Source organism: Achromobacter sp. (assembly GCF_032102605.1).
GTDB lineage: Bacteria > Pseudomonadota > Gammaproteobacteria > Burkholderiales > Burkholderiaceae_B > Achromobacter.
Genome location: NZ_DAMDGT010000004.1, coordinates 14,904 through 39,429 on the forward strand (window position 1 = coordinate 14,904; position 24,526 = coordinate 39,429).

Annotated in this window: 24 protein-coding genes; 13 read left to right on the forward strand and 11 right to left on the reverse strand. The window is 64.2% G+C overall.

Annotated features, from left to right (window positions below; translation table 11 throughout):
* Window positions 1-22 precede the first annotated feature (22 nt).
* The 6 genes from hemH (at window position 23) to dnaJ (ending at window position 5,721) form a co-directional block, all read left to right on the forward strand.
* Window positions 23-1,138, forward strand: a complete 1,116-nt coding sequence (gene hemH / locus RT614_RS10515; protein ID WP_313622065.1) for a ferrochelatase — start codon at window positions 23-25, stop codon at window positions 1,136-1,138.
* Complete coding sequence (locus tag RT614_RS10520; RefSeq protein WP_313622066.1) at window positions 1,128-1,364, forward strand: hypothetical protein; 237 nt, start codon at window positions 1,128-1,130, stop codon at window positions 1,362-1,364. Before hemH ends, RT614_RS10520 begins: the two co-directional genes overlap by 11 nt.
* A 130-nt stretch (window positions 1,365-1,494) precedes the next feature.
* Entirely contained in the window at window positions 1,495-2,052 is a 558-nt protein-coding gene (gene grpE, locus RT614_RS10525) for a nucleotide exchange factor GrpE (RefSeq protein ID WP_313622067.1), read from the forward strand.
* Window positions 2,053-2,067: 15 nt separating this feature from the next.
* Entirely contained in the window at window positions 2,068-2,472 is a 405-nt protein-coding gene (locus tag RT614_RS10530) for a thioredoxin family protein (RefSeq protein ID WP_313622068.1), read from the forward strand.
* 83 nt (window positions 2,473-2,555) lie between these two features.
* Window positions 2,556-4,481 (forward strand): molecular chaperone DnaK, encoded by a 1,926-nt coding sequence (gene dnaK, locus RT614_RS10535; RefSeq protein ID WP_313622069.1) that lies wholly within the window; start codon window positions 2,556-2,558, stop codon window positions 4,479-4,481.
* Between the two features lie 109 nt (window positions 4,482-4,590).
* Window positions 4,591-5,721, forward strand: a complete 1,131-nt coding sequence (dnaJ, locus tag RT614_RS10540) for a molecular chaperone DnaJ (RefSeq protein WP_313622070.1) — start codon at window positions 4,591-4,593, stop codon at window positions 5,719-5,721.
* A 489-nt stretch (window positions 5,722-6,210) separates the two neighbouring features.
* Here dnaJ and RT614_RS10545 read toward each other — a convergent pair whose 3' ends face one another.
* Both RT614_RS10545 and RT614_RS10550 read right to left on the reverse strand, forming a co-directional pair.
* Window positions 6,211-6,600, reverse strand: coding sequence for a DUF4148 domain-containing protein (locus RT614_RS10545; RefSeq protein WP_313622071.1), 390 nt, complete (start codon window positions 6,598-6,600; stop codon window positions 6,211-6,213).
* A gap of 290 nt (window positions 6,601-6,890) precedes the next feature.
* Window positions 6,891-9,647, reverse strand: a complete 2,757-nt coding sequence (locus RT614_RS10550; protein WP_313622072.1) for a pitrilysin family protein — start codon at window positions 9,645-9,647, stop codon at window positions 6,891-6,893.
* A 147-nt stretch (window positions 9,648-9,794) separates the two neighbouring features.
* On the opposite strand from RT614_RS10550, the gene RT614_RS10555 reads away from it, so the two are divergent.
* The 3 genes from RT614_RS10555 to RT614_RS10565 all read left to right on the forward strand — a co-directional run bounded on the left by RT614_RS10555 (window position 9,795) and on the right by RT614_RS10565 (window position 11,680).
* Window positions 9,795-10,394, forward strand: coding sequence for a GNAT family N-acetyltransferase (locus tag RT614_RS10555; RefSeq protein ID WP_313622073.1), 600 nt, complete (start codon window positions 9,795-9,797; stop codon window positions 10,392-10,394).
* Between the two features lie 247 nt (window positions 10,395-10,641).
* Window positions 10,642-11,022: a hypothetical protein gene (locus tag RT614_RS10560; RefSeq protein ID WP_313622074.1), complete on the forward strand. Its 381-nt coding sequence runs from the start codon at window positions 10,642-10,644 to the stop codon at window positions 11,020-11,022.
* A 100-nt stretch (window positions 11,023-11,122) separates the two neighbouring features.
* Window positions 11,123-11,680 (forward strand): N-acetyltransferase family protein, encoded by a 558-nt coding sequence (locus tag RT614_RS10565; protein WP_313622075.1) that lies wholly within the window; start codon window positions 11,123-11,125, stop codon window positions 11,678-11,680.
* Window positions 11,681-11,726: 46 nt separating this feature from the next.
* Here RT614_RS10565 and RT614_RS10570 read toward each other — a convergent pair whose 3' ends face one another.
* Together RT614_RS10570 and RT614_RS10575 are read right to left on the reverse strand one after the other, a co-directional pair.
* The gene (locus RT614_RS10570; RefSeq protein ID WP_313622076.1) at window positions 11,727-12,899 is read right to left on the reverse strand and encodes a hypothetical protein; all 1,173 of its coding nucleotides are present in this window, start codon (window positions 12,897-12,899) and stop codon (window positions 11,727-11,729) included.
* 25 nt (window positions 12,900-12,924) lie between these two features.
* A complete protein-coding gene (locus RT614_RS10575) occupies window positions 12,925-13,806 on the reverse strand; it encodes a MoxR family ATPase (protein ID WP_313622077.1) in 882 nt (293 codons plus the stop codon).
* Between the two features lie 176 nt (window positions 13,807-13,982).
* On the opposite strand from RT614_RS10575, the gene RT614_RS10580 reads away from it, so the two are divergent.
* Entirely contained in the window at window positions 13,983-14,336 is a 354-nt protein-coding gene (locus tag RT614_RS10580; protein WP_313622078.1) for a cytochrome c, read from the forward strand.
* Window positions 14,337-14,348: 12 nt separating this feature from the next.
* On the forward strand, window positions 14,349-14,711 hold the full coding sequence (locus tag RT614_RS10585; RefSeq protein WP_313622079.1) for a c-type cytochrome: 363 nt from the start codon (window positions 14,349-14,351) through the stop codon (window positions 14,709-14,711).
* A 61-nt stretch (window positions 14,712-14,772) separates the two neighbouring features.
* Here the strand turns inward: RT614_RS10585 and RT614_RS10590 are convergent, their stop codons facing one another.
* Window positions 14,773-15,198 (reverse strand): DUF1841 family protein, encoded by a 426-nt coding sequence (locus tag RT614_RS10590; protein WP_313622080.1) that lies wholly within the window; start codon window positions 15,196-15,198, stop codon window positions 14,773-14,775.
* Window positions 15,199-15,439: 241 nt separating this feature from the next.
* On the opposite strand from RT614_RS10590, the gene icd reads away from it, so the two are divergent.
* Window positions 15,440-16,696: an NADP-dependent isocitrate dehydrogenase gene (gene icd, locus RT614_RS10595; protein WP_313622081.1), complete on the forward strand. Its 1,257-nt coding sequence runs from the start codon at window positions 15,440-15,442 to the stop codon at window positions 16,694-16,696.
* Between the two features lie 156 nt (window positions 16,697-16,852).
* A complete protein-coding gene (locus RT614_RS10600) occupies window positions 16,853-18,106 on the forward strand; it encodes an O-antigen ligase family protein (RefSeq protein WP_409558446.1) in 1,254 nt (417 codons plus the stop codon).
* Between the two features lie 51 nt (window positions 18,107-18,157).
* Here the strand turns inward: RT614_RS10600 and dapA are convergent, their stop codons facing one another.
* The 6 genes from dapA to kdpC all read right to left on the reverse strand — a co-directional run bounded on the left by dapA (window position 18,158) and on the right by kdpC (window position 24,522).
* Entirely contained in the window at window positions 18,158-19,057 is a 900-nt protein-coding gene (gene dapA, locus RT614_RS10605) for a 4-hydroxy-tetrahydrodipicolinate synthase (RefSeq protein ID WP_313622082.1), read from the reverse strand.
* 3 nt (window positions 19,058-19,060) lie between these two features.
* Window positions 19,061-19,372 (reverse strand): hypothetical protein, encoded by a 312-nt coding sequence (locus RT614_RS10610; RefSeq protein ID WP_313622083.1) that lies wholly within the window; start codon window positions 19,370-19,372, stop codon window positions 19,061-19,063.
* A 135-nt stretch (window positions 19,373-19,507) separates the two neighbouring features.
* Window positions 19,508-20,275: a TorF family putative porin gene (locus tag RT614_RS10615; protein WP_313622084.1), complete on the reverse strand. Its 768-nt coding sequence runs from the start codon at window positions 20,273-20,275 to the stop codon at window positions 19,508-19,510.
* 94 nt (window positions 20,276-20,369) lie between these two features.
* On the reverse strand, window positions 20,370-21,062 hold the full coding sequence (gene kdpE / locus RT614_RS10620) for a two-component system response regulator KdpE (RefSeq protein ID WP_313622085.1): 693 nt from the start codon (window positions 21,060-21,062) through the stop codon (window positions 20,370-20,372).
* 13 nt (window positions 21,063-21,075) lie between these two features.
* Entirely contained in the window at window positions 21,076-23,862 is a 2,787-nt protein-coding gene (locus tag RT614_RS10625; RefSeq protein WP_313622086.1) for a sensor histidine kinase KdpD, read from the reverse strand.
* Window positions 23,863-23,913: 51 nt separating this feature from the next.
* The gene (kdpC, locus tag RT614_RS10630) at window positions 23,914-24,522 is read right to left on the reverse strand and encodes a potassium-transporting ATPase subunit KdpC (protein WP_313622087.1); all 609 of its coding nucleotides are present in this window, start codon (window positions 24,520-24,522) and stop codon (window positions 23,914-23,916) included.
* Between the last annotated feature and the right edge of the window lie 4 nt (window positions 24,523-24,526).

A 24,526-nucleotide genomic window follows, 5' to 3' on the forward strand; every position in this document is an offset into this window, starting at 1 on the left:
TTGCGGAGGAAGGGGAGTTTTTGTGTTTCTTCGCCTGTTCAAGTATCTCTGGCCTGAACGCTACCTGCCTGAACCCGAGCAAGAAGACCCCTTCAACGAAGACCCGCCGCCGCGCGTGGCGGGCAAGGTCGGCGTGCTGCTGGTGAACCTGGGCACGCCCGACACGCCGGGCACGAAGGATATTCGCAAGTACCTGGGCGAATTCCTGTCCGATCCTCGTGTCATCGAAATCCCGCGCTATCTCTGGAAACCCATCCTGCACGGCATGGTGCTCCGGCGTCGTCCGAAAAGACTCGAGCCGCGCTACGCCGGCGTGTGGATGAAGGAGGGTTCGCCCTTGATGGTCTACAGCCAGCGGCAGGCCGACGGCGTACGGGCCGCCCTGCAGGCGCGCGGTCTGGACGCGGTTGTCGAGTTGGGAATGCGCTACGGCAACCCGTCGCTTCCCGATGCCATCTCGCGACTGCGCAAGCAGGGCTGCGAACGCATCCTGACCGTTCCTCTGTATCCCCAGTATGCGGCCAGCACTACTGCCACGGTCGTTGATGCGGTCACCCGCTACATGGGACGGCTGCGTGACCAGCCCGAAATGCGCTTCATCAAGCGCTTCCACGAAGAACCGGCCTATCTGGACGCCCTGGCGGGTCGGATCGAGCGGTATTGGCTCGAGCACGGAAAGCCGCAGAAACTGGTCATGAGCTTTCACGGCCTGCCGCGCTATTCGATCGAACTGGGCGACCCCTACTACCGCGATTGCATGGAGACCGCCCGGCTGCTGACCCAGCGGCTCTCGCTGCCCCGCGATCAGATCGAAGTCACCTTCCAGAGCCGGTTCGGCACTGCCCGCTGGCTGGAGCCGTACACCGAGCCCACCCTGAAGGCGCTGGCCGCCTCGGGCATCACTGAGGTCGATGTGGTGTGTCCGGGATTTGTGGCAGACTGTCTGGAAACCCTGGAAGAAATCAGCCTGGAATGCCGCGACGCCTTCATCGGAGCCGGCGGCAAGCAGTTCCGTTACATCCCGGCCATCAACGACGATCCCGCCTGGATCGCCGGGTTGGCCAGCCTGGTGGAACGGCACTTGCAGGGGTGGATTCCAGGCACCACGGACTTGAAGGAGAAGGCGCATGCACCATGATCCCAAGACTGGAAAAACGGTCAAAAAGGGAAAGGTAAGCACTCCAGTCGACGAAGACCACGTCGAACACGAACTGGACGAGGCTCTGGCGGACACCTTTCCGGCCAGCGACCCGGTCGCGATTCCCTCTGATCCGGACGCGGACGACAAGCGAGTGGACCGCGCGCTGAAAGAGAGCTTCCCGGCTAGCGATCCCGTGGCCCCGGCGCAGCCCGGCAAGAAATAAGGGGCCATATTCAGCGGGTCGGCCGTCCGGCCCGCTGGCCCCCAGGGAATATTTCGCTTACCCGGGCTTGAATTAGGGGTATTGGCCCCCATTCATGTCTGCGAAAGCCATTCTTTTTGGAGGATTCCCCATGACGGCACCCCACGAGCCTGCAGACCAGACGCCCGAAGTCGGCCAGAACGCCGATGCGGCACCCGCCGCCCAGGACGCCGCGCAGGCCGAGCTGAACGAGTTGCGCGCCCAGCTGGACGCCGCCCAGGCTACCGTCAACGAGCAGCACGACCAGCTTCTGCGTGTCCACGCCGAGGCTGAGAACGTGCGCCGCCGCGCCCAGGAAGAAGTGTCCAAGGCGCGTAAGTTCGGCATCGAGTCGTTCGCCGAAAGCCTGGTTCCGGTCAAGGACAGCCTGGAAGCCGCCCTGGCCCAGCCCGACCAGACCGTTGAAACCCTGCGCGAAGGCGTCGAAGTCACGCTCAAGCAACTGACGGCCGGCTTCGAGCGCAACCTGCTCAAGGAAATCGCGCCGGCGCAGGGCGACAAGTTCGACCCGCACCTGCATCAGGCCATTTCGTCCATTCCCAACGAGCAGCCGGCCAACACCGTGATCCAGTTGCTGCAAAAGGGCTATGCCATCGCCGACCGTACCCTGCGTCCGGCCCTGGTGGTGGTGTCGGCCGGGCAGGGCTGACGAGCTTCAGGCGCGATGAGCGACCCCCATTTCGACCCGGCCCAGGTATTCCAGGTGTTCGGCATGCGCCATGTCGATTCCCCGGGATTCGATGCGGCCGTGGTTGAAGCTGCGGGGTCCGATTTGCGCTGCGTGTTCCTGTGGGGCCAGGATTGCTATAACTGCAATCTTTTCAAGCAGGCAGCTCTGCTGCATCAGGAAACGCTGCTTGGCCTGGGCCTGACCTGGTTCGAGGCGGACGTCTACGCGGACGAACCGCTGGGCCGGCGCTTTTCGCTGCATGGCGTCCCCACTTTTGTGCTGTACCGGTCTGGAAAGCGCCTTGGGCGCATCACCGGTTGGCCCGGACTGCCCCAGTTCACGGCGGCGATCCGCCGCCTGCAGGACCCCGACACGGAAAATTCCAGCCAGGCGTCTTGAAAAACCCCTTGGACAGCCCCAGTTATGGGTGGACAAGAAGTTTTCCTCTATTTTCATAGATTTGATAATCAAGGTAACCCACCATGAGCAAGATTATTGGCATTGACCTGGGCACGACCAACAGCTGCGTAGCTGTCATGGACGGCGGGCAGGTCAAAATCATCGAAAACGCGGAAGGTGCTCGCACCACCCCCTCCATCGTTGCGTACATGGATGACGGCGAGACCCTGGTCGGCGCGCCGGCCAAGCGTCAGGCCGTTACCAACCCGCGCAACACGCTGTACGCAGTGAAGCGCCTGATCGGCCGCAAGTTCGAAGAAAAGGCAGTGCAGAAGGACATCAATCTGATGCCCTACGCCATCGTCAAGGCCGACAACGGCGACGCCTGGGTTGAAGTGCGCGGCAAGAAGATGGCGCCTCCCCAAGTGTCGGCCGACGTGCTGCGCAAGATGAAGAAGACCGCCGAGGACTACCTGGGCGAAGAAGTGACCGAGGCCGTCATCACCGTGCCCGCCTACTTCAACGACAGCCAGCGCCAGGCCACGAAGGACGCCGGCCGCATCGCCGGTCTGGAAGTCAAGCGCATCATCAACGAACCCACCGCCGCGGCGCTGGCGTTCGGCCTGGACAAGACCGAAAAGGGCGACCGCAAGATCGCCGTCTATGACCTGGGCGGCGGCACGTTCGACGTGTCCATCATCGAAATCGCCGACGTGGACGGCGAAAAGCAGTTCGAAGTGCTGTCGACCAACGGCGACACCTTCCTGGGCGGCGAAGACTTCGACCAGCGCATCATCGACTACATCATTGCCGAGTTCAAGAAGGAACAAGGCGTTGATCTGTCCAAGGACGTCCTGGCCCTGCAGCGCCTGAAGGAAGCTGCCGAAAAGGCCAAGATCGAACTGTCGTCCGCTCAGCAGACCGAAATCAACCTGCCGTACATCACGGCGGACGCATCGGGTCCCAAGCACCTGAACCTGAAGATCACGCGCGCCAAGCTGGAAGCGCTGGTCGAAGAACTGATCGAACGCACGATCGAACCCTGCCGCGTCGCCATCAAGGACGCCGGCGTGAAGGTTTCCGACATCGACGACGTGATCCTGGTCGGCGGCATGACCCGCATGCCCAAGGTCCAGGAAAAGGTGAAGGAATTCTTCGGCAAGGATCCGCGCAAGGACGTGAACCCCGATGAAGCCGTCGCCGCTGGCGCCGCCATTCAAGGTTCCGTGCTGTCGGGCGACCGCAAGGACGTGCTGCTGCTGGACGTGACGCCTCTGTCGCTGGGTATCGAAACCCTGGGCGGCGTGATGACCAAGATGATCCAGAAGAACACCACGATCCCGACCCGGTTCTCGCAGACGTTCTCGACTGCCGACGACAACCAGCCGGCCGTGACGATCAAGGTGTTCCAGGGCGAGCGTGAAATTGCCGCGGGCAACAAGGCCCTGGGCGAATTCAACCTCGAAGGTATCCCGCCGTCGCCGCGCGGCATGCCGCAGATCGAAGTCACGTTCGACATCGACGCCAACGGCATCCTGCACGTGTCCGCCAAGGACAAGGGCACCGGCAAGGAAAACAAGATCACCATCAAGGCCAACTCGGGTCTGTCGGAAGACGAGATCCAGCGCATGGTCAAGGATGCCGAGGCCAACGCCGAGGAAGATCACCGCGTTGCCGAACTGGCCCAGTCTCGCAACCAGGCCGACGCGCTGGTGCACGCCACCCGCAAGTCGTTGACCGAGTACGGCGACAAGCTCGAAGCTGCTGAGAAGGAAAGCATCGAAGCCGCCATCAAGGACCTCGAGGACACGCTGAAGGAAGGCGACAAGGCCGCCATCGACGCCAAGGTCGAAGCCCTGTCCACGGCATCGCAGAAGCTGGGCGAAAAGATGTACGCCGACATGCAGGCGCAGCAAGCCGCCAGCCAGCAGCAGGCTGCCGACAACGCGAAGCCGGTGGACGACAACGTCGTCGACGCCGACTTCAAGGAAGTCAAGCGCGACCAATAATGGCCGGGCGCTGACCTGCCTCTGCCGCCCGGTAGCCGGAGAAATCCGCCTACCGGGCGAACTCATTCTGTAGCACTGAAAAGAAGGCTCGTTTTCGAGCCCACGGATCATGGCAAAACGCGACTATTACGAAGTCCTGGGCGTGGCGAAGAACGCCTCGGACGACGATCTCAAGAAGGCCTATCGAAAGCTGGCCATGAAATATCATCCGGACCGCAATCCGGACAGCAAAGAAGCCGAAGAGAAGTTCAAGGAAGCCAAGGAAGCCTACGAGGTCCTGGGCGATGACCAAAAGCGCGCCGCGTACGACCGTTATGGTCACGCTGGCGTCGACCCCAACGCAGCCGGCATGGGCGGCGCCGGAATGGGCGGCGGCTTTGCCGACGCCTTCGGCGACATCTTCGGCGAAATCTTCGGCGGTGGCGGCGGTGGCCGTCGCGGCGGTGGCCCCCAGGTGTACCGCGGCGCCGACCTCAAATACGCGCTGGAAATCACCCTCGAGCAGGCCGCAGCCGGCTTCGATACCGAAATCCGCGTGCCCAGCTGGGAAAACTGCGACACCTGCCACGGTTCTGGCGCCAAACCCGGCACCTCGCCCAAGACCTGCCGCACCTGCGGCGGCTCGGGCGCCGTGCGCATGCAGCAGGGCTTCTTCAGCGTGCAGCAGACCTGCCCCACCTGCCACGGCAATGGCAAGGAAATCACCGACCCGTGCCCGTCCTGCGACGGCGTCGGCCGCATCCGCCGCAACAAGACCCTCCAGGTCAAGATCCCGGCCGGCATCGACGACGGCATGCGCATCCGCTCCAGCGGCAACGGAGAACCGGGCATCAACGGCGGCCCTCCGGGCGATCTGTATGTGGAAATCCACATCAAGCAGCACAAGATCTTCCAGCGCGACGGCGACGACCTGCACTGCGAACTGACCATCCCGTTCACCACGGCGGCATTGGGCGGCGAACTCCAGGTGCCCACGCTGGGCGGCAAAGCCGAGATCTCGATCCCCGAAGGCACGCAGTCCGGCAAAACCTTCCGCCTGCGCGGCAAAGGCATCCGCGGCGTCCGCGGCAGCTACCCCGGCGACCTCTACTGCCACGTCGTGGTCGAAACCCCGGTACGCCTGAGCGACGACCAGAAGAACATCCTGCGCCAGTTCGAAGCGTCCCTGAACGACGGCGGCGACCGCCACTCGCCGCAAAGCAAATCCTGGACGGACCGCGTGAAGGAATTCTTCAGCTAAGCGCACGCTCTGCAGGCGCCAAAAAAGCCGCGACGAGAGTCGCGGTTTTTTTTCGCCCTGGGATCTCGCTATGGCGATGAAAGGTCCTGCACGCCGGCGCACGAACCTAGAAGACAAAAAATCTGACACTCCCCGCCAGGCGGCTAAAGAACTACACGCGCCACAACTCAAGCGCCCGCTCATTCCGATCACCCAAAAAGAAACCGCGGCTGTCGCCGCGGTCTCACTGCTACTGCTACTGCTACTGCACTTAAAGCAACTGCAACTTCAACTTCATTAAAGCGACTTCAACTTCAACAGCTACTGCACTTAAAGCAACTTCAATTGCTACTTCAACTGCAACTTCAACTGCAAAAACATCAACATCAACATCAACAGCAACTACAACTGCACTTCACTACTACTGCTACTTCAACCGCCGCTGTCGCCAGAAAATACCGGCCTCAAGCCATGACGCCACCCGAGGCCGGCCGGGCTACAGCAAGCAGCTCACCGGCTGATCGGCGGGTATTCGAGCTCGCCGAACGTGTATTGACCGCTGGCCTTCGCTTGCGCCAGTTCCGCCTGGACATCGGCACGCGACTTCGTGCCGCTGGTCGCCGCCGCCACGGGCGGGTATTGCAGTTCGCCAAACGTGTATTGGCCGCTGACCTTCGCTTGTTGCAGCTGGGCTTGCACTTCCTGCGACGTCAGGCTGGTCGTCTGGGCCTGGGCGAGCGGATAGTCCAGCTCGCCGAAGGTGTACTGGCCGTTGGCCTTTGCTTGTTGCAGCTCGGTTGCGACCTGCGCGCTGCTCTTGGCTTGCTCAACGCCAGCGGCTTGGGCGCCGACGCCAGCCAGGGCCAGGGATAGGAAAAGGGTGGTGGCTAGGGTTTTCATAATGAGACCTCCAATTCGTCGTAAATAGGGACCGAATCCGGCGGCACTCCGTCGTGGTTCGTTTGCTGTTCCCGATGACTGAATTGTGCGCGTCATCCCACCTGGGATAAACCCGTATTTCACGAAAACATCTTTCCAAATATCCGAGTAATCCGATTAATTGGAAAAATTACAACCATGGACGGCATAGTAGGTCAAAAATCGGGCCCCGCGACAACCTGGGATCTAATGGTTTATGCAAAAAAAACCCCTGCCGAAGCAGGGGCTTTACTATTCCGCTCAAGGGCGGTTCAGGGCTTGGCGGGCTTCTTGAAGTCGCCGGCCAGCGCCGTGCTGAAACCATCCGGACGCAGATACTTGCGCATCGCGGCATTGACCGCCTCAGGCGTCAGAGCGGAAATCTTCTTGTCCATCTCCGCCGACCAGGCGAACGTGCGGCCACGCTCCAGGTAATCCAGCCAGGTGCTGGCCAACACGTCATCCTGCGCGCGCGCCAGATTGCGGTAGTTCAGCAGGGCCGTGATGCCTTCGGAAATCTCCTTGTCCGAAAAACCGTCCTTCAGCACACGAGCCAGTTCCTCGTTGATGGCCTTTTCCAGGCGCTCGCGGTTCTGCGGCGCGTAGATCGCGTAGATGCTCCAGTTGGCCGCCGGCTCAAACGACGACACCGACAACGAGCTACGCACGTTGTAGGACAGCCCGTCGGTCTCGCGAACGCGGTTCCACAGGCGAGACGTTTCCGATGCGCCGAAAAGGTAGTTGCCCAGGTACAGCGCTGCGTAATCGGCGTCCGTATCCTGAAGCTTCACGGGGATGCGCGACAGATAGAAAGCATTCGCCTTGTCCGGCGTGTCGATGTCGAACTGCTTGGCGGTGACGTCGCGGTACGGGTTCGGGACGCGGGTGTAGGCCGGCGCCTTCTTCCAGCCTGCAAGGCCGGTAGCAAGCGCCTTCTCAATGGCCTGCGGCTCGAAGTCGCCCACGGCGGAGAACTCGATGCTGCCCGCTCCGTAGAACTTGTCGTGGAACTTCGCCAGCGCCTCGCGGTTAAGCGCACGCACGCCGGCCAGCGACTCCTCGAACGTCGGCACGTAGCGCAGATCGTCGGTGGGCCAGGGGTTGTCGTGGCGGGCCAGGGTGCGTCCGGCCAGTGCCGAGGGTTCGGTCATGGCGTTCTGAATCGAAGTCTCGAGCTGACGCTGGTATTCTTCGAGCTGCTCCTTGGGGAAGTTTGCGTTGCGGATGATCTCCAGCGCCAGGGCCGTGAGTTCAGGCAGGTTCTCGCCCTTGGTCGACATGGCGACCTTCAGCGTGGTGCCGCCGCCGCTGAAGCCCAGTTCGGCCTGCAGCTTGTCCAGGCGATCCTGGATGTCCTGGCGCGACAGCTTCGCCGTGCCACGCAGCAACAGATCGGCTGCCGCGCTGGAATTCACGCGTTGGCCGAGCAGGTCCTTTTCGTTGCCGAACTGGATCTCCATCTGCGCCTGCACGCGGCTGCCGCGCGTCGCCTTGGGCAGCAACGCCAGCTTCACCGGGCCATTGGGCAAGTCCAGCGTCTTGCGCTGCGTGAGCTTGTCGATGTTCTCCGGAGTGGGATCAAACGCCGAAGCGGCCTTGAAATCCGGATCGCCCTTGTAGTCCTTGAACACCGCCGTGAGGTCCACGCGCTGCGTCTGCGGGGCGCGCTCCGGCTTTTCGGTCGGGATGTAGCGGCCTTCGATGCGGTTGCTTTGCACCAGGTAGGTCGTCGCGGCCGTTTGGACTTCGGCCAGCGTCGCCTGGCGCGCGCGGTCGCGCTGCAGGAAGAACAGGCGCCAGTCGCCCGCGGCGATCGCCTCGGACAGCGCCACGCCGACCTGCTCGGGATCGCTGTAGGTCTGCTCCCATGCGGTCAGCCACTTGCTGCGCGCGCGATCAAGCTCCTGCTGTGTGAACGGCTTCTTTCCCAGCGATTCCAGCGTGCCGGTCAGGGCCTTCATGGCCGCGTCCAGATCCTTGCCGGGCGTCAGCTGGGCCGCGAACATGGCCAGGCCCGGATCCAGGTTTTCCATGGTGAAGCCGAAGACGCCCGAAGCCAGCTTCGTGGGGACCAAGGCATGGTAAAGCCGGCCCGACGGCGTGTCGGACAGGATCGTGGTGGCCAGGTCGAACGGCACGAAATCGGGGCTGCCGCCGGCCGGGATGTGATACATCGCCGCGACCAGGGGCGTGCCGCCGGTGCGGCGCAGCGTCACCGAGCGCTCGCCGTCCTGCACAGGCTCTATGGTGTATTCGGGCGGGAGCTTGCGATCGGGCTTGGGCAGCTTGCCCAGCGTGGCCTCGATATCCGCCAGCGTCGTCTGCGGATCGAACTTGCCCGCAACGATCAGCACGGCGTTGTCGGGCTGGTAGTACTGGTGATAGAAGGCGCGCAACTGGCCGATGTCCACGTTTTCGACGTCGGAGCGGGCGCCGATGGTGTTCTTGCCGTAGCTGTGCCACTGGTACGCCGCCGCCTGCATCTTCTGCATGAGGATGCGGAACGGGCTGTTTTCGCCGCTTTCCATCTCGTTGCGGACCACGGTCATTTCCGAGTCCAGGTCTTCCTTGGCGATCAGCGAGTTCACCATGGCGTCGGCCTGCCAGCCCAGGTACCACTTCAGGGTATCGGGGTTGGCCGCGAAGCTGGCGAAATAGTTGGTGCGGTCGCTGGAAGTCGAGCCGTTGGCCTGCAGGCCGCGGCGTGAAAATTCGCCCATGGCGTTGCGCGTGGTCGACGTGCCCTTGAACAGCATGTGCTCAAGCAGGTGCGCCATGCCGGTCTGGCCGTAGTTTTCATTGCGCGAGCCCACCAGGTACGTCATGTTGACCGTGGTGGACGGCTTGGATTCGTCGGGGACGAGCAGCACGCGCAGGCCGTTGGCCAGGCGGTATTCGGTGATGCCTTCGATCGAGGCGGCCTCCGTGACGCCGGCCGGCAGGCTGGCGGCCCCGGCCTGGAAGGCCAGGAAGGAGGAAAACAGCAGCACGCCCAATGGGCGCGGCAGCTTCGACAGGGACAAGCGCATGGCGGATTATTCCTTTGGCATGGCAGAATCCGTTGGAGTGTATACGTTGGCAATGGTTCAGGAGGCCCTGCCGGGCGCGGCAGCGCCAGCCAGCATTTCCAGATGCTGTCCCCCATTGCGTCGCGCCCAAGGCCAAGGAAGTCCGCTATGTCTATCTCCGTGGAAGTCGAAACGCCCCGCCTCGTGCTGCGGCAGTGGCGAGCCGCCGACCGCAAGCCCTTCGCCGACCTCAATGCCGACCCGCAGGTGACGGAATATTTGCTTCCGATCACCGCCCAGGAGAGCGACGCGCTGGCCGACCGGTTGGCGGCGGGGATCGACGAGCACGGCTGGGGGTTCTGGGCGGTTGAGGCGCCCGGCGTGGCGCCGTTCGTCGGCTTCGTGGGTATCAAGCCGCTGGCGCCGGTGTTGCCGTTCGCGCCCGGGGTGGAAATCGGCTGGCGCCTGGCGCGTCCATATTGGGGACGCGGCTACGCCAGTGAGGCAGCGGAGGCCGCCCTTCGCGTCGGTTTCGACCAGGTAGGGGTGGACGAGATCGTCGCTTTCACGGCGTCCGGAAACTTGCGCTCGCGCGCGGTGATGGACCGCCTGGGCATGAAGGCCGACTCGGATTCATTCGATCACCCCGCCGTTCCCGCCGGAAGCGCCTTGCGCGCGCATGTGCTGTACCGAATTGGACGGGATGGCTGGCGCAGGCGCAACAACGGCGCCGATGATTCAGACACATCGGTCGTCGCGGCGGCATAAGGGACGGAAAGCCTCGCCAATACTGGATGCTGCTTCGCAGCATGATGAATTTCCGGGGCGATTTGAACCGTTCCGGGTCGCGGGTGTAAGCTTTTGAAGACGTAGTAGCTGTTGCCGACGGGATGCGCGACAGCCGTCTACCGGCTTCCCGTCCAACGCCAGACGCCGCCGCAGTGCGGCGCCGGTGCTTGTCGTTCGCGCCTTCGCCGCCGGCATCCTGCCGGTGCATTCTACGGAGGAACGACCCATGCTGACCGAGCTCGTCACGCGTGCTTTGTCCCAATTGACAGGCAGCGCCCTTAGCGGCGATGGCATCAAAGGACAGTTTCAGTACGCCTATGCCAGTGATGACGGCCAATACGTGGCCATACTGACTCACGACATGACCACGTATGTGGTGGACTTGAACACGCAGCGGTATTTCGCGGAGTGCGGGGGATCCCCCCGCGGATTTGCCGGCCATGTGCTCGAAATGGAAGGCGCCGCCGCGCGTCCCCATCCCTGGCCCGCCGCGCACGATCTGTTCGACCTGGATATGGACGCCGACGAATTGTCGTGGCGACAGTGCCCGGGTTTGCGCTACTCGGCGAAAAGCGCCCAACGATCTGTGGAGAGCCGCGCCGCCTGAGAGTGGCCAGAAGCGGCAACACCTCATTGAACCGGCGGAACCGCCGGTTTTTTTTGTCCGCGGCAACTGCCTGGGCGTCCCGGCTGGCTAAAATCCCGCCATGAACACACACGCCGCATCCAGCGCTTTGCAGGGCGCTTCCCTGGTCGACTGCACGCACGCACGTCACGCGGACCAGATCCTGGCCATTTTCAATGACGCCATCATCACGTCCACGGCCCTGTATGACTATAAGCCGCGCCCGCGCGAGGCCATGCAGGGATGGTTCCAGACCAAGCAGCAGGGCGGGTTCCCCGTCGTGGGGATGGAGAACGCGGAGGGTGAGCTGATGGCGTTCGCCAGCTACGGAACGTTCCGCGCCTGGCCGGCCTTCAAGTATTCCGTCGAACACTCGGTGTACGTGGATGCCCGCTTCCGCGGTCTGGGTCTGGGTGAAACGATGATGCGCGAGCTTATCCAGCGGGCGCGCGCCAACGGCGTGCACGTTCTGGTCGGCGGGATCGACGCGGCCAATCAGGGCAGCATTCGCCTGCATGAAAAGCTGGGGTTCAAGCACGCCGGCACTATCCGGGAGGCCGGTTTCAAGTTTGGCCGCTGGCTGGACCTGGCGTTCTACCAGCTGACGCTGGACACCCCGGAAAACCCCATCGACGGCTGATTCAGGCGCCTCGGTGGCGGCCTGAGCGACGCGTCGGGCACCGGCCTTATTTGGACAACATCCGCATCGCCTGCTCAAGGCCGGCGACGGTCACGGGATACATGCGGTCCTGCATGATGTCGCGCATCAGCGCGATGGACTGGCGGTATTGCCACGACGCCGTGGGTTCGGGATTCAGCCACACGGACTTGGGCCAGGCGTCCAGCAAACGGCGCATCCACTGCGCGCCGGGTTCCTTGTTGTAGTGCTCGACGGATCCACCCGGCTGCAGGATCTCGTACGGGCTCATCGTGGCGTCGCCGACGATGATGAGGCGCCAGTCCGGGTTGTACTTGCGCAGCACGTCCCAGGTGTCGGAACGTTCGCTCTGGCGGCGGCGGTTGCTTTGCCACAGGCTTTCGTACGGGCAGTTGTGGAAGTAATAGACCTCGAGGTTGCGGAATTCGCTGCGGGCGGCCGAGAACAGTTCCTCGACCCGGCCGATGTGGTCGTCCATGCTGCCGCCCACGTCCAGCAGCATCAGCACCTTGACCGTGTTGTGGCGCTCCGGGACCATGCGCAAGTCCAGGTGGCCGGCGTTGCGGGCCGTGCTGGCGATCGTGTCGTCCAGGTCCAGCTCCAGTTCCGCGCCTTCGCGCGCGAAGCGGCGCAGGCGGCGCAGCGCCACCTTGAAGTTGCGCGTGCCCAGTTCTACCTGGTCGTCGTAGTCCTTGAACTGGCGCATGTCCCAGACCTTGACCGCGGTGCGGTTGCCGGCCGATGCGCCGCCCACGCGGATGCCTTCCGGGTGGTAGCCGCCGTTGCCGAAGGGCGAGGTGCCTCCGGTGCCTATCCATTTGCTGCCGCCCGCGTGGCGTTCCTTCTGCTCTTCGAGGCGCTCTTTGAAGAGCTCCATGAGCTTGTCCCAGCCGTGCTTTTCGATGGCGGCCTTTTCCTCGGGCGACAGGCTTTTTTCAAACTGCTTGATCAGCCAGTCGATCGGGATTTCCTTGCCGGCGGGCAGGGCGGCTTCGATGCCCTTGTAGTAGGCGCCGAAGGCTTTGTCGTAGCGGTCGTAAAGGGATTCGTCCTTGACCAGCGTGGCGCGCGCGAGGAAGTAGAACTCGTCCAGCGTGGGCGACATCAGGTCCTGGCGCAGGGCATCCACCAGGGTAAGGTATTCCTTGACCGAAACGGGCAGCTTGTGGGCCCGGAGGTGATAGAAGAAGTCGATCAGCATGTGCGGCGCGCCCGTGGATGCCGTGTCAGCGGCGCTGGCCGCCGCGCGTCATGGCCGCGAGGCGCTCCAGCAGATGCACGTCCTGCTCGTTCTTCAGCAGGGCGCCGGCCATCAGCGGCACGGCGGTGGCGGTATGCGCGTCGATCTGCGCGGCGGTGGCGTCTTCGGCCAGCAGCAGGCGCAGCCAGTCCAGCAGTTCCGACGTGGAAGGCTTTTTCTTCAGGCCGGGAGCGTCTCGCAGCGAGAAGAAGGTGTCCAGCGCCGCGCGCAGGACATCCTGCTTGAGGTCCGGATAGTGGACGGCCACGATGTCGCGCATCGTGTCGCGGTCGGGGAAGCGGATGTAGTGGAAAAAGCAGCGCCGCAGAAAGGCGTCGGGCAGGTCCTTTTCGTTGTTGGACGTGATGATGACCAGCGGACGGTGCCGGGCAGAGATGGTCTCACGGGTTTCGTAGACATGGAATTCCATGCGATCCAGCTCGCGCAGCAGGTCGTTGGGGAATTCGATGTCGGCCTTGTCGATCTCGTCGATCAGGAGGACCACGGGCTCATGCGACTGGAAGGCTTGCCACAGCGTGCCCTGCACGATGTAGTTGCGGATGTCGCGAACCTTTTCGTCGCCCAGCTGCGAATCGCGCAGGCGCGACACGGCGTCGTATTCGTACAGGCCCTGGTGCGCCTTGGTGGTGGACTTGATATGCCATTGCAGCAGCGGCCGGCCCAGCGCGCGGGCCACTTCTTCCGCCAGCATCGTCTTGCCGGTGCCGGGTTCTCCCTTGATCAGCAGGGGGCGCTGCAAGGTGAGGGCGGCGTTGACGGCGAGCTTGAGGTCATCGGTGGCGACGTAGCTGTCGGTGCCATCGAAGCGGACTGGCTTGGGAGTAGAGGCGGTCTGGGCTGCGGGCATGGTCTGATGGCTTCTGTGGTTTGATTGGAATCAACACTATCGCAAAGGTATTAATCCCGAGCAATTATCGTACAATCAGGCGGTTTTGCTTTGGGTTCCACCCGCAACGTGTTTGCCGAGGGCCTTTTCGTGTGAGCAGGCCCTAGTCCTTAGCCATACCAAGAAGAGTCATTCCAATGAAGTTGCGAACCTCTCTGAAGTGCACGGTTTCCGTGTTGGCCGCGATGGCATCCTGTGCGATCGCCGGCCAGGCTGTTGCTGCAGACGCAGCGCCGGTCGGTAATGTCCAGAACGCCCGCGACAAGGTTTCGATGTGCATCGGTTGCCACGGCATCGAGGGCTACAAGGCGTCGTTTCCCGAGCTCTACCATGTTCCGATGATTGCTGGCCAGAACGCCAAGTACATCGAAACCGCCCTCAACGAGTACAAAAAAGGCGCGCGCAGCCATCCCACGATGGACGCCGTGGCCGGCAGCCTGTCCGACCAGGACATCGCCGACCTGGCCGCGTACTACTCGAATCTCAAATAAGGGGGCAAAACCATGAATCGCACGATGTTTGCCCTTGCGGGCGCGGCCCTGGCTATCTGGGGCGCTGCTGCCCAGGCACAGGACCTGGCGGCCGGCAAGGCCGTCTTCGACAAGTTCAATTGCGCGTCCTGCCACGGCGCCGACGCCAAGACGGCGGTGGACCCGGCGTATCCGACGCTTGCCGGCCAGCATGCGGATTACCTGGCTCACGCGCTGAAGGCCTACAAGCGCGGGGCCTCCGGCAGCGCGGCAACGGCCAATGTGCGCAAGAACCCCATCATGGGCGCCTTCGCCACGCAGTTGTCCGACCAGGACATCAGCAATGTGTCGGCGTGGCTGTCGTCGCTGCCCAGCGATCTGGGTGTGCGCAGATAGCCGGCGCAAAAAACTTCCAAAGCTCGATGAAAACCCTCGCATGCGAGGGTTTTTCTTTGGCTTAGAGGCTTGCGCGACGGCGGATCAGGTCGATGTAAGTGTCGCTGTCCAGCGGAGTGCCCAGGCGTTGCGCTTCCCAGACCACCTGGCCCAGGCATTCCATGATTTCATGGGCGGCGTGGTGCGCGTCGGACCGGGCTGTCAGCTGCTGGTAGGCCAGGCGGATGCCGGGCGGATGGTCGATTGACAATTGCTCGGCGATGGCCAGGTGCATGGAAAGGTGCAGGAACGGATTGGTCCGTCCTTTTTCCACTGCGTATTCGGTCGTCATTGCTTCGGGACTTTCGAGGTCGGAGTGATATTCCGGGTGCTCGATGATCCAGTCCAGCGCAATGGCCTCCAACGGGGTCAGCACCTCGTTGGCGCGATGCTTGCGCCAGGTTTCGATAAAGAATTCGCGGACTTGGTCGCGGGAGGGATTGAACATCGGAGGGGGGCAAAATGGCGGCTGTAGTCGCATTATTTTACCGCCCTGTGCGGGGCTCTGGTTTTGCCCGGCGCTTTGCGATATAGAATGGGTTGCTATCCGCCATCGCCTGTGCGGTTCACAGGGGGCGGCAAGGCCCGCGGAATCGGACGAATTCCGATGTCGGCGTGAGCAGCGGCGCGCGCTGCGGCGCGTACAGTTGGCGCGTGCAGAAAAACCACCCGGAGCAAATGGAGCATTCATGTCCTACCAACATATCAAGGTTCCCGCCGGCGGCCAGAAAATCACGGTCAACGGCGATTTTTCGCTGAATGTGCCTGACCAGCCCATCGTCCCGTTCATCGAAGGCGACGGGACGGGCGCCGACATCACGCCCGTGATGATCAAGGTCGTTGACGCGGCGGTGCAGAAAGCCTACGGCGGCAAGCGCAAGATCCATTGGATGGAGGTCTACGCCGGCGAAAAGGCCACCAAGGTCTATGGCCCCGACGTGTGGCTGCCCGACGAAACCCTGGAAGTCGTCAAAGACTACGTGGTTTCCATCAAGGGCCCGCTGACCACGCCGGTGGGCGGCGGCATCCGGTCGCTGAACGTGGCGCTTCGCCAGCAACTGGACTTGTATGTCTGCCTGCGCCCCGTAGCGTATTTCAAGGGTGTGCCGTCCCCGGTGCGCGAACCCGAAAAAACCAATATGGTGATCTTCCGCGAAAACTCGGAAGACATTTACGCCGGCATCGAATACATGGCGGAAAGCGAGCAGGCAAAGGAACTGATCCAGTTCCTGCAGACCAAGCTCGGCGTCAAGAAGATCCGCTTCCCGAACACCTCGTCCATCGGCATCAAGCCCGTGTCGCGCGAAGGCACCGAGCGCCTGGTGCGCAAGGCCGCGCAGTACGTCATCGACAACGACCGCACGTCGCTGACGCTGGTGCACAAGGGCAACATCATGAAGTTCACCGAAGGCGGATTCCGCGACTGGGGCTACGCCCTGCTGCAAAAGGAATTCGGCGCCCAGTTGATCGACGGCGGCCCGTGGTGCAAGTTCAAGAACCCGAAGACCGGACGTGAAATCATCGTCAAGGACGTGATTGCCGACGCCTTCCTGCAGCAGATCCTGTTGCGTCCGGCCGAATACGACGTCATTGCCACGTTGAACCTGAACGGCGACTACATCTCCGACGCGCTGGCCGCGCAGGTGGGCGGCATCGGCATCGCCCCGGGCGCGAACATGTCGGATTCCGTGGCCATGTTCGAAGCCACCCACGGCACGGCGCCCAAGTATGCAGGCAAGGACTACGTGAACCCCGGTTCCGAGATCCTGTCGGCCGAAATGATGCTGCGTCACATGGGCTGGACCGAAGCCGCGGACCTGATCATCTCCAGCATGGAAAAATCCATCCTGTCCAAGAAGGTCACGTACGACTTTGCGCGCCTGCTGGAAGGCGCAACGCAGGTGTCGTGCTCGGGCTTTGGCCAGGTGATGATCGAAAACATGTAAGCCGCGGCCGGTCGCCATGCGCGGGCCTGGTACGGCTCGCTTCGGACCTGACCCGCATTTTCCGAGAACCCGCCCGCCGTCAAGGCGGGCGGGTTTTGTCTGACAAACCAGCATGGTGCGCTTTGCGCTTGCTTTGTTCTTTTCAGGTTGATTGTTGTGCCCCGACTGTATGTATCTTTGGCCGTCTGGCTGGTGCTCCTGGTTCCCGCGCTGGCGTTGACCAGCCCGGTGGGCGGTCCTGCAGTTCTTTATCTGAGCGCCCTCATCGCGCTCACCGCGATGGTCGTGAATGCGATCAAGCGCTACGAGCCGATGGATTTGCGCGCGCTGTGGCCCATGGCGCTGGCGCTGCTGTCGCCGCTGGCCTGTATGCTGGTCACGTCCACGGTCAAAGGCTTGTGGAGCAATTCCGAACTGGAAAAGTTGCTGCGCTTTGCGCTGGCGCTGCCGGTGCTTTGGTTGCTGTTGCGCGCGCCGCAGCGGTGGCTCCGCCATATCGAATGGACCATTCTTGCCGGCGCGCTGGCCGGGTCCGTGCTGCTGATCGTGACGATGATTACGGGCGGACGCGGGGCCATGGTGGAAGTCGGCGGCCGCTACAACGCCGTCGCCTTCGCGAACATGGTCCTGCTGTTCGGCGGCATGACGCTGCTGTCGCTTGGCTGGGGGCCCAGCTCGCGCTGGCGTCGTCTTGAAACCGCCCTGAAGCTGCTGGCCGTGGCGCTGGCCGTATGCGCCACCTGGATGTCCGAAACCCGCAGCAGCTGGATGCTGCTGCCCGTCCTGGGGCTTGTCGTCCTGCTGGGGCTGCGCAACTGGAGGCGCCGCCACAAGGTGTATTGCGCGCTGGCCATCTGCGTTGCGCTGATCGCCAGCGCGGCCGCCATCTGGACCTTCAGCAGCCGCATGCAGGAGATCTCGCACGACGTGCAGGGCTTCGCCACGTCGTCCAATCGCGACACCTCGTTCGGCATCCGTCTGCAGCTTTGGCATGCCGCGATCCTGATGTTTGAAAAGAGCCCGGTCGTCGGCATCGGACCCAGCAAGTTCCGCGAAGAACTGCGCGTGCTGCAAGGCCAGGGCATCGTGACGCAGGAGGTCGTGGATGGTTTTGGCGAACCGCACAACGATCTGTTGGCGGCGTTGTCGGGCTACGGGGTGCTGGGCCTCTTGAGCATGCTGACGTTGTACCTGCTGCCGGCGGCGATCTTCTTCCGGCGCCTGGCCAGTGACGATCGAGTCATCCGGGTAGGTGCCCAAATGGGGCTGCTGTTCTGCCTGAGCTATACCGCGTTCAGCCTGACGGAAATGATGTTCCGCAACATGCGCAGCGTCCCCACCTACAGCCTGATCATGGTCACGCTGATCGCCCTGACCACGGCGCGTCCGCTTCAGTCGACGCGCCGCTGATATCCGACGAGATGGCCTGGGCATTTGACCCGGCGCGTACCGTGCCGGCCGTCAGGCTGTCCGCAGCCGGCTGACCGATTCCGGGGCCAACCTCATCGCCCGGTGCAGACGTGCGCCAAGCTCGCGGCTGGCGGGCATCATCGGCATGCGCAGTTCGTCGGCGATGAGGCCCTGCATGGCCAGCGCGCGCTTGATCGGCGCGGGATTGGGTTCGCTGAACAGCAGCCGCGCCAGCGCCCGCAGGGGTTCAAACAGCTCGCGCGCCGCCTCCGCGTGGCCTTCGCGAGCAAGCTGCATGACTTCGACGAAGCGTTCCGGAAACACGTGCGCGGCTGCCGGGATCGCCCCTTGGCCGCCCGTCAGGAAATGATCCAACAGGGCCGGGTCTTCTCCACACAGGACGTCCAGGGTGCGGCGCGCGTTCAGCGTGGACAGCACAGCGGGATTGCATTCCTTCACAGCGCCGAAGTTGGGCAGGGCGGCGAGCGTTTCCATGGTCTGGACGGTCATCGTGACGCCCGCGCGCTTGGGGATGTTGTACAGAATGATGGGGCGTTCGGTTGCCCAGGCGATCTGTCGGTAATGCCAGAGGATGCCCGCTTGCGACGGGCCAAGATAATACGGCGGCGGCACCAGGTAGCCGGCCGGCGCGTATTTATCCAACCGGCGCACGGCCGCCGCCACGCCGCGCGTATCGACGCCGCCGACGCCCAGCACCAGCGGCAGCGCATGCGGATCGCTGGCAATGGCCTCGATCATCTCGATCTTTTCCGGAATGCTCAGCAGGTTTCCTTCGCCGGTGGAACCGAACAAAACCAGGCCGGCGATGCCGGCGTTGCGGTAGTAACGGGCCAGCGCCTTTGCGGCGTCCAGGTCCACGTATCCGCCCCGCATGGGCGTGACCATGGGGAGCCATAGGCCGCGGAATAGCGGTTTGGCGGGCATGTCCATGTCTCAGCCCTCCGTGACCGCGCAGGCGGGAAGCACTACACCAAACTCGGCCTGGGGCAGGCCGCACATGACGGCATGCATCAAGGCGTCCAGTTCGCCGCGTTCGCATTGCACCCGAAGCGTGCTTTGCGCATGCTTGTGGTCCACGGACAGCAGGTAAATGCCAATCCGGCCTCCCAGTTCCCGATGCAACGCCAGCCGCACGTTCAGGGCGTCCACCGTGACGATCCTGACTGTCAGCGTGACCAGGCTGGATTGCGGCGACGGAAGGGGACGCGGGACGATGGAGGAAATACGTTGCAGTCGGGGAGTCATGGCGGGGAGCGGATCGGGAGCGCCGATCCGTGGATCGGGTTGGTTGGCGACGATTCCACTATAGGAACCGCGCCATAAATCCCACCGATAAAAGCGCGCGGCCCGCGTAAAAATGCCGTCAACGGCGAACGCGGCTCAGAACGTCTTGGTGACTGACAACAAGCCCGTGGCGCGACCCATGTCCCGGCCGCGCGTATTGGTGTACACGGCTCGGTCCGCGTTGGTGTCCAGATAGGCGAGAGCTACCGACAGGCCCTGCCCGAAGTCCTTCGTCAGGCCCAGCTTCCAATCGGTGTAGGAACCGTTGTCGACGTTGCGCACGGTCTGGCGGCCCACGTGGGCGTTGACGGTCAGGCCCCAGAACCCGGTATCGAAGTTGCCGGACAGGTCGAAATACTGGCTGTACTTGCTGTCCGCGAAGCCGAACAGGTTGGTCATGGCGATGGAATACTTGAACGCGACGGGGCCGTAGCCGATCCCCGCGTACAACTCGGCGGTGTCCGGGCTGGTGTAGCCGGACGGATAGTCTCCCGGGTAGTAGTACTGCAGCACGCCCAGGTCCGCCGGCACGCCATCCGCAAGGTTGCCCTTGTAGCCGCCGTAGAAGTCCATTTCAACGGGGGCGGAAACTTCGCTATTGCCGTCGTTCAACCAGCTGATGCTGGAATTCCAGTTGCCCAAATAAAAGCCGCTGGCGTGCGCAAGGTCGAAGCCGCCCTGGATGGCAGGCTTGTTGTTGGTCTGCATGAGGCCGCGATAGCGGTACTGGCTGGCCAGCGTGACGTTGGCGGACAACGTGTATGGCGACGCGGCATCGGCGGATTCGGCGGCAGGGCCATCGCTGGCGTTGGCAGCGTTGGCGAAGGTCAGCAGCGCAAGCGCGGCCAGGGTGTAGCGGGGCATGGAAAGCTCCTGTCGTTGGATGGATCGCAACGATAGGAGGGCGCGCGTAAAACGCGCGACAAGACTTGCGCCGCGCGCGTAAACGCCGCGTCAATCAGCCCGCGAAACGGTAGCCCACGCCGATTTCCGTCAGCAGGAATACGGGCTGCGCGGGGTCGGCCTCCAGCTTCTGGCGCAAATGGCCCATGTAGATCCGCAGGTAGTGGTTGCTCTCGACGTGCGACGGTCCCCATACCTGCTTCAGCAGTTCGCGGTGCGTCATGACCTTGCCGCGGTGGGCCAGCAGCGCCGCCAGCAACCGGTACTCCATCGCGGTCAGGTGCACGTGCTGGCCGGCGCGTTCGACGGTGCGCTTCGAGAAGTCCACGCGCACGTCGCCGAACGCGATCTCCGCTGCGTTGCCCGCGCCACCCCGGGCGTGACGCCGCAGCAGCACGCGCAGGCGCGCCAGCAGTTCGCTCACGCCAAAGGGCTTGGCCAGGTAGTCGTCGGCGCCGGCGTCCAGCGCGGCGACCTTGTCGGCTTCGGCGCTGCGCGCGGACAGCACCAACACCGGCACCTCGGTCCAGCCGCGCAGTTCGCGGATGAGCGTCATGCCGTCTTCGTCGGGCAGGCCCAGGTCCAGCACGATGGCGTCGGGCTGCCGCGTGCCCGCCTCGATCAGGCCGCGCCTGACGGTGTCGGCCTCGTGGACGATGCAGCCTTCGCTCTCCAGGGCCTGGCGCACGAACCGCCGGATGTTGGCGTCGTCTTCGATGATCAGGATGGCAGGTTGGAAGTCGAACATGGGCGATGGGAATTCAAGGGGCTTCGGGTTGGATCTGGGGCGGAGAGCCCAGCGGCAGGCTGAAGACGAACTGCGCGCCGCTGGCCTGGCCCGGCGCATGCTCCACCCAGATGCGGCCGTGGTGGGCGGCAATGATGGCTTCGCATACCGCCAGGCCCAGTCCGACGCCGGGCGTGGACGATTCGCGTTCGCCGCGCGTGAATTTCTCGAAGATGCGGCGTTCGAGCCCCGGCGCGACGCCGGGCCCGTTGTCGCTGACGGCCACGCGCATTTCGCTTTCGTGGACGGCCGCATGGATGCGCAGGGCGCTGCCGGCGGGCGTGTACTTGGCCGCATTCTCCAGCAGGTTGCACAGCACGCGTTCGATCAGGACGCCGTCGCATTCCACCAGCGGCAATGCCGACAGGCTGTCCACGGCGACCCGGTGCGCAGCCAGCGGCTCGCGCATGGCGGCCAGCGCCGCGCCGACGAGTTCTTCGATGGACTGCCACTCCAGGCGCAGCGGAGCGTCGTGGCTTTGCAGTCTGGCCATGTCCAACAGGTTGACGACCAGCGCGTGCATGCGCTGGGCCTGGTCGCGCATGGCCTGGACGGTGTCCTGCACGCCGGGGGGCAGCGCGGCCTGCTGGCGCATCAGCGTGTCCGTCATGCCCACCAGGCTGGTGAGCGGCGTGCGCAGATCGTGCGAGACCGCCGCCAGCAGGGAGTTGCGCAACTTCTCCGATTCCATGCTGACCAGCGCCTGCTGCGCCACTTCCACGTAGTGCAGGCGTTCCAGCGCGATGGCGATCAGGGTGGCGTAGGCCTCGATCTGCCGGCGCGAATCGGGATGCGAAAACAGGCTGCGATGTGCGGCCGCCATCACCAGCACGCCGCGCGTGCGCATCGGCGCCTTGAGCGGCAGGTAGAGCAGGTCGCTGTTGGACAGTGTGGCGGTGCCGGCGCCAGCGGGTTGTCCGTGGTCATAGACCCATTGAGCCAGCGCGGACTCTGGCGATGGCATGTCGCCGGCGGCGGGCGAGGCCAGTTTCAGCCGGTCGTCCAGGCCCAGGATATAGAGCGCGCAGCGCGACCCGAAGGTCGCATGCACGAACGAGCTTGCCAGGGCGACGATCTGCTCGGGCAGCAGGGAGGACGACAGTTCCCGCGCGAACTCATACAGGCTGCGCGCGTCGGCCTCGCGCTTGACCGAAGCTTGTGCCTGCAACCGCAGGCCGGCGGTCAGCTGGCCGATCAACAGGCCGACGCCCAGCAGCACGCCGAACGTCAGCAGGTACTGCACGTCGGACACGGCGAACGACGACAGCGGCTGCACGAAGAAGAAGTCGAAAAGCCCCACGCTGACGACGGAGGCCAGCGCCGCGGGTCCGCGGCCGTGGCGCAGCGCCACCGCGGCCACCGCCAGCAGGAAGAGCATGACGATGTTGGTCTGGTGCAGGGCCGGGAAAGCCAGCGCCGACAGCGCCGTGGCGACCGCGCAGTAGCACAGCGCCCAGGCATAGCCGGCCAGCGGACGGCCCTTGCGCGGGTCGTCGGCCTGGCCCGCGCGCCGGCCCAGAGTCAACGGGTCGCGTCCGGGCGGCGTATGCGCGGGCAGCGGCGGGGCGCCCAGCCGGATGACGTCGATTTCCGGGCAGCCCGCGGCCAGCATGTCGGCAAAGCTGTGGCGTCGCCAGAGCCATCCCGGCGACATGATGGCGGTCAGCGCGGCCGAGATAGACAGGCGCAGCCGCTGCAATCCGCTGGCCCGCGTGCGGCCGACGATGGCCTTGGTGATGTTGTGACGACGGATATAGCGCGCCACGGCGTCAACCATGTCTCCGCCAGCCAGCGTTTCAGTGCGGGCGCCCAACGAATCGGCCAACGCCAGGCTGTGCTGCAGCCGTTCCTGTTCGGCGGCAGGCTGGGGAGCGGCGCGCGGCGTGTCGATCGTGACGACGTGCAGGTCGCAATCCAGCTGCTGGCTCATGCGGTGGGCGCTGCGAATCACGTATTCGGCGTCGGCGTCGGGTCCGATGCAGGCGACGATGGCCTCGCGTGTGCGCCAGACCGGCTCGATGGCGCGGTCGCGGCGGTAGGCCTGGACGTCGTCGTCGACGTGTTCGGCGGTGCGGCGCAAGGCCAGTTCGCGCAACGCAATCAGGTTGCCCTTGCGGAAGAAGTTGCGCGTCGCGTGGCGCGCCTGCTCGGGCAGGTAGACCTTGCCTTCCTTCAGGCGGCGCAGCAGCTCGTCGGCCGACAAATCGACGAGCAGCACCTCCTCGGCGCCGTCGAAGACTTCGTCGGGCACGGTTTCCCAGACCCGCACGCCGGTAATGCTGCCGACCGCTTCGTTCAGGCTGTCCAGGTGCTGCACGTTCAGCGTGGTCCAGACATCGATGCCCGCGGCCAAAAGCTCCTGGATGTCCTGCCAGCGCTTGGCGTGGCGCGAGCCGGGCGCATTGGAATGCGCCAGTTCGTCCACCAGCACCAGGCCTGGACGCCGCTGCAAGGCGCCGTCCAGGTCGAACTCTTTCAGCACGTGGCCGCGGTACGCGACGTCCCTGAGAGGCAGGACCGGCAGGCCCTCAAGCAGCGTCGCGGTTTCGCGGCGGCCATGGGTTTCGACAATGCCGGCCAGCACGTCGACGCCCTGCGCCGCCTGCGCGCGCGCGGCCGCCAGCATGGCGTAGGTCTTGCCCACGCCCGCCGACGAGCCGAAGTACACGCGAAGCTTGCCGCGCACGGCCTGGCGCTCGGCCTCGTCCAGGGTTTTCAACAGCGCGTCGGGATCGGGACGCTCGCCAGCAATGTCAGCCATGAACGCGCAAAAGGGGGGAAGGAACGGCTGGCAATACTATACGCCGCGCCATCAGCGCGCCGCGCCTCGTTTGTCCAGCGCCAGGTTCAGCATCAGCACATTGACCACGGGGTCGCCCAGCACGCCCAGCCAGGGTTTATCGGTGTGGGCGTCGATCAGCGCGTCGACCTCCGAGCGCGGCAGGCCGCGGGCGCGCGCGACGCGGTCCGCCTGGTATGCCGCCGCCGCGGGACTGATGTGGGGATCCAGTCCGCTGCCCGATGCGGTGATCAGGTCCACCGGCACGGGCGCGGAGTTGCCGGCGTCGGCTGCCTTCTGGGCGGCGATGCGCGCCTGGATGGCCTCGGCCAGCGCCGGATTGCGCGGCCCGAGGTTCGAGCCGCCGGAGGCCGCCGCGTTGTACGGCATGGGCGCGGTGGCCGACGGGCGGCTCCAGAAGTACTGTGGGGACGTAAAGGACTGGCCGATCCATTCCGAGCCGACCACCTTGCCGTCCTGCTGGACCAGCGAGCCGGCCGCCTCGTGGGGAAACACGGCGGCGGCGATGCCCGTGGTCAGGAAGGGGTAGGCAAGGCCGGTGACCAGCGACAGCGCGGCGAAGACCACCAGGGCGGGGCGCAGGATGCCGCCTTGGCGCGGCGCGAGGGGAGTGGATGTCATGTCG

Coding starts and splice junctions, on each gene's coding strand:
- RT614_RS10615 (WP_313622084.1), bottom strand. CDS start 20,275: ATGCCCCGCTACACCCTGGCCGCGCTTGCGCTGCTGACCTTCGCCAAC.
- RT614_RS10560 (WP_313622074.1), top strand. CDS start 10,642: ATGCTGACCGAGCTCGTCACGCGTGCTTTGTCCCAATTGACAGGCAGC.
- dnaJ (WP_313622070.1), top strand. CDS start 4,591: ATGGCAAAACGCGACTATTACGAAGTCCTGGGCGTGGCGAAGAACGCC.
- RT614_RS10580 (WP_313622078.1), top strand. CDS start 13,983: ATGAAGTTGCGAACCTCTCTGAAGTGCACGGTTTCCGTGTTGGCCGCG.
- RT614_RS10550 (WP_313622072.1), bottom strand. CDS start 9,647: ATGCGCTTGTCCCTGTCGAAGCTGCCGCGCCCATTGGGCGTGCTGCTG.
- kdpE (WP_313622085.1), bottom strand. CDS start 21,062: ATGTTCGACTTCCAACCTGCCATCCTGATCATCGAAGACGACGCCAAC.
- RT614_RS10585 (WP_313622079.1), top strand. CDS start 14,349: ATGAATCGCACGATGTTTGCCCTTGCGGGCGCGGCCCTGGCTATCTGG.
- RT614_RS10610 (WP_313622083.1), bottom strand. CDS start 19,372: ATGACTCCCCGACTGCAACGTATTTCCTCCATCGTCCCGCGTCCCCTT.
- dnaK (WP_313622069.1), top strand. CDS start 2,556: ATGAGCAAGATTATTGGCATTGACCTGGGCACGACCAACAGCTGCGTA.
- RT614_RS10590 (WP_313622080.1), bottom strand. CDS start 15,198: ATGTTCAATCCCTCCCGCGACCAAGTCCGCGAATTCTTTATCGAAACC.
- icd (WP_313622081.1), top strand. CDS start 15,440: ATGTCCTACCAACATATCAAGGTTCCCGCCGGCGGCCAGAAAATCACG.
- RT614_RS10545 (WP_313622071.1), bottom strand. CDS start 6,600: ATGAAAACCCTAGCCACCACCCTTTTCCTATCCCTGGCCCTGGCTGGC.
- RT614_RS10565 (WP_313622075.1), top strand. CDS start 11,123: ATGAACACACACGCCGCATCCAGCGCTTTGCAGGGCGCTTCCCTGGTC.
- RT614_RS10555 (WP_313622073.1), top strand. CDS start 9,795: ATGTCTATCTCCGTGGAAGTCGAAACGCCCCGCCTCGTGCTGCGGCAG.
- RT614_RS10570 (WP_313622076.1), bottom strand. CDS start 12,899: ATGCTGATCGACTTCTTCTATCACCTCCGGGCCCACAAGCTGCCCGTT.
- grpE (WP_313622067.1), top strand. CDS start 1,495: ATGACGGCACCCCACGAGCCTGCAGACCAGACGCCCGAAGTCGGCCAG.
- kdpC (WP_313622087.1), bottom strand. CDS start 24,522: ATGACATCCACTCCCCTCGCGCCGCGCCAAGGCGGCATCCTGCGCCCC.
- dapA (WP_313622082.1), bottom strand. CDS start 19,057: ATGGACATGCCCGCCAAACCGCTATTCCGCGGCCTATGGCTCCCCATG.
- RT614_RS10575 (WP_313622077.1), bottom strand. CDS start 13,806: ATGCCCGCAGCCCAGACCGCCTCTACTCCCAAGCCAGTCCGCTTCGAT.
- RT614_RS10520 (WP_313622066.1), top strand. CDS start 1,128: ATGCACCATGATCCCAAGACTGGAAAAACGGTCAAAAAGGGAAAGGTA.
- RT614_RS10530 (WP_313622068.1), top strand. CDS start 2,068: ATGAGCGACCCCCATTTCGACCCGGCCCAGGTATTCCAGGTGTTCGGC.
- RT614_RS10625 (WP_313622086.1), bottom strand. CDS start 23,862: ATGGCTGACATTGCTGGCGAGCGTCCCGATCCCGACGCGCTGTTGAAA.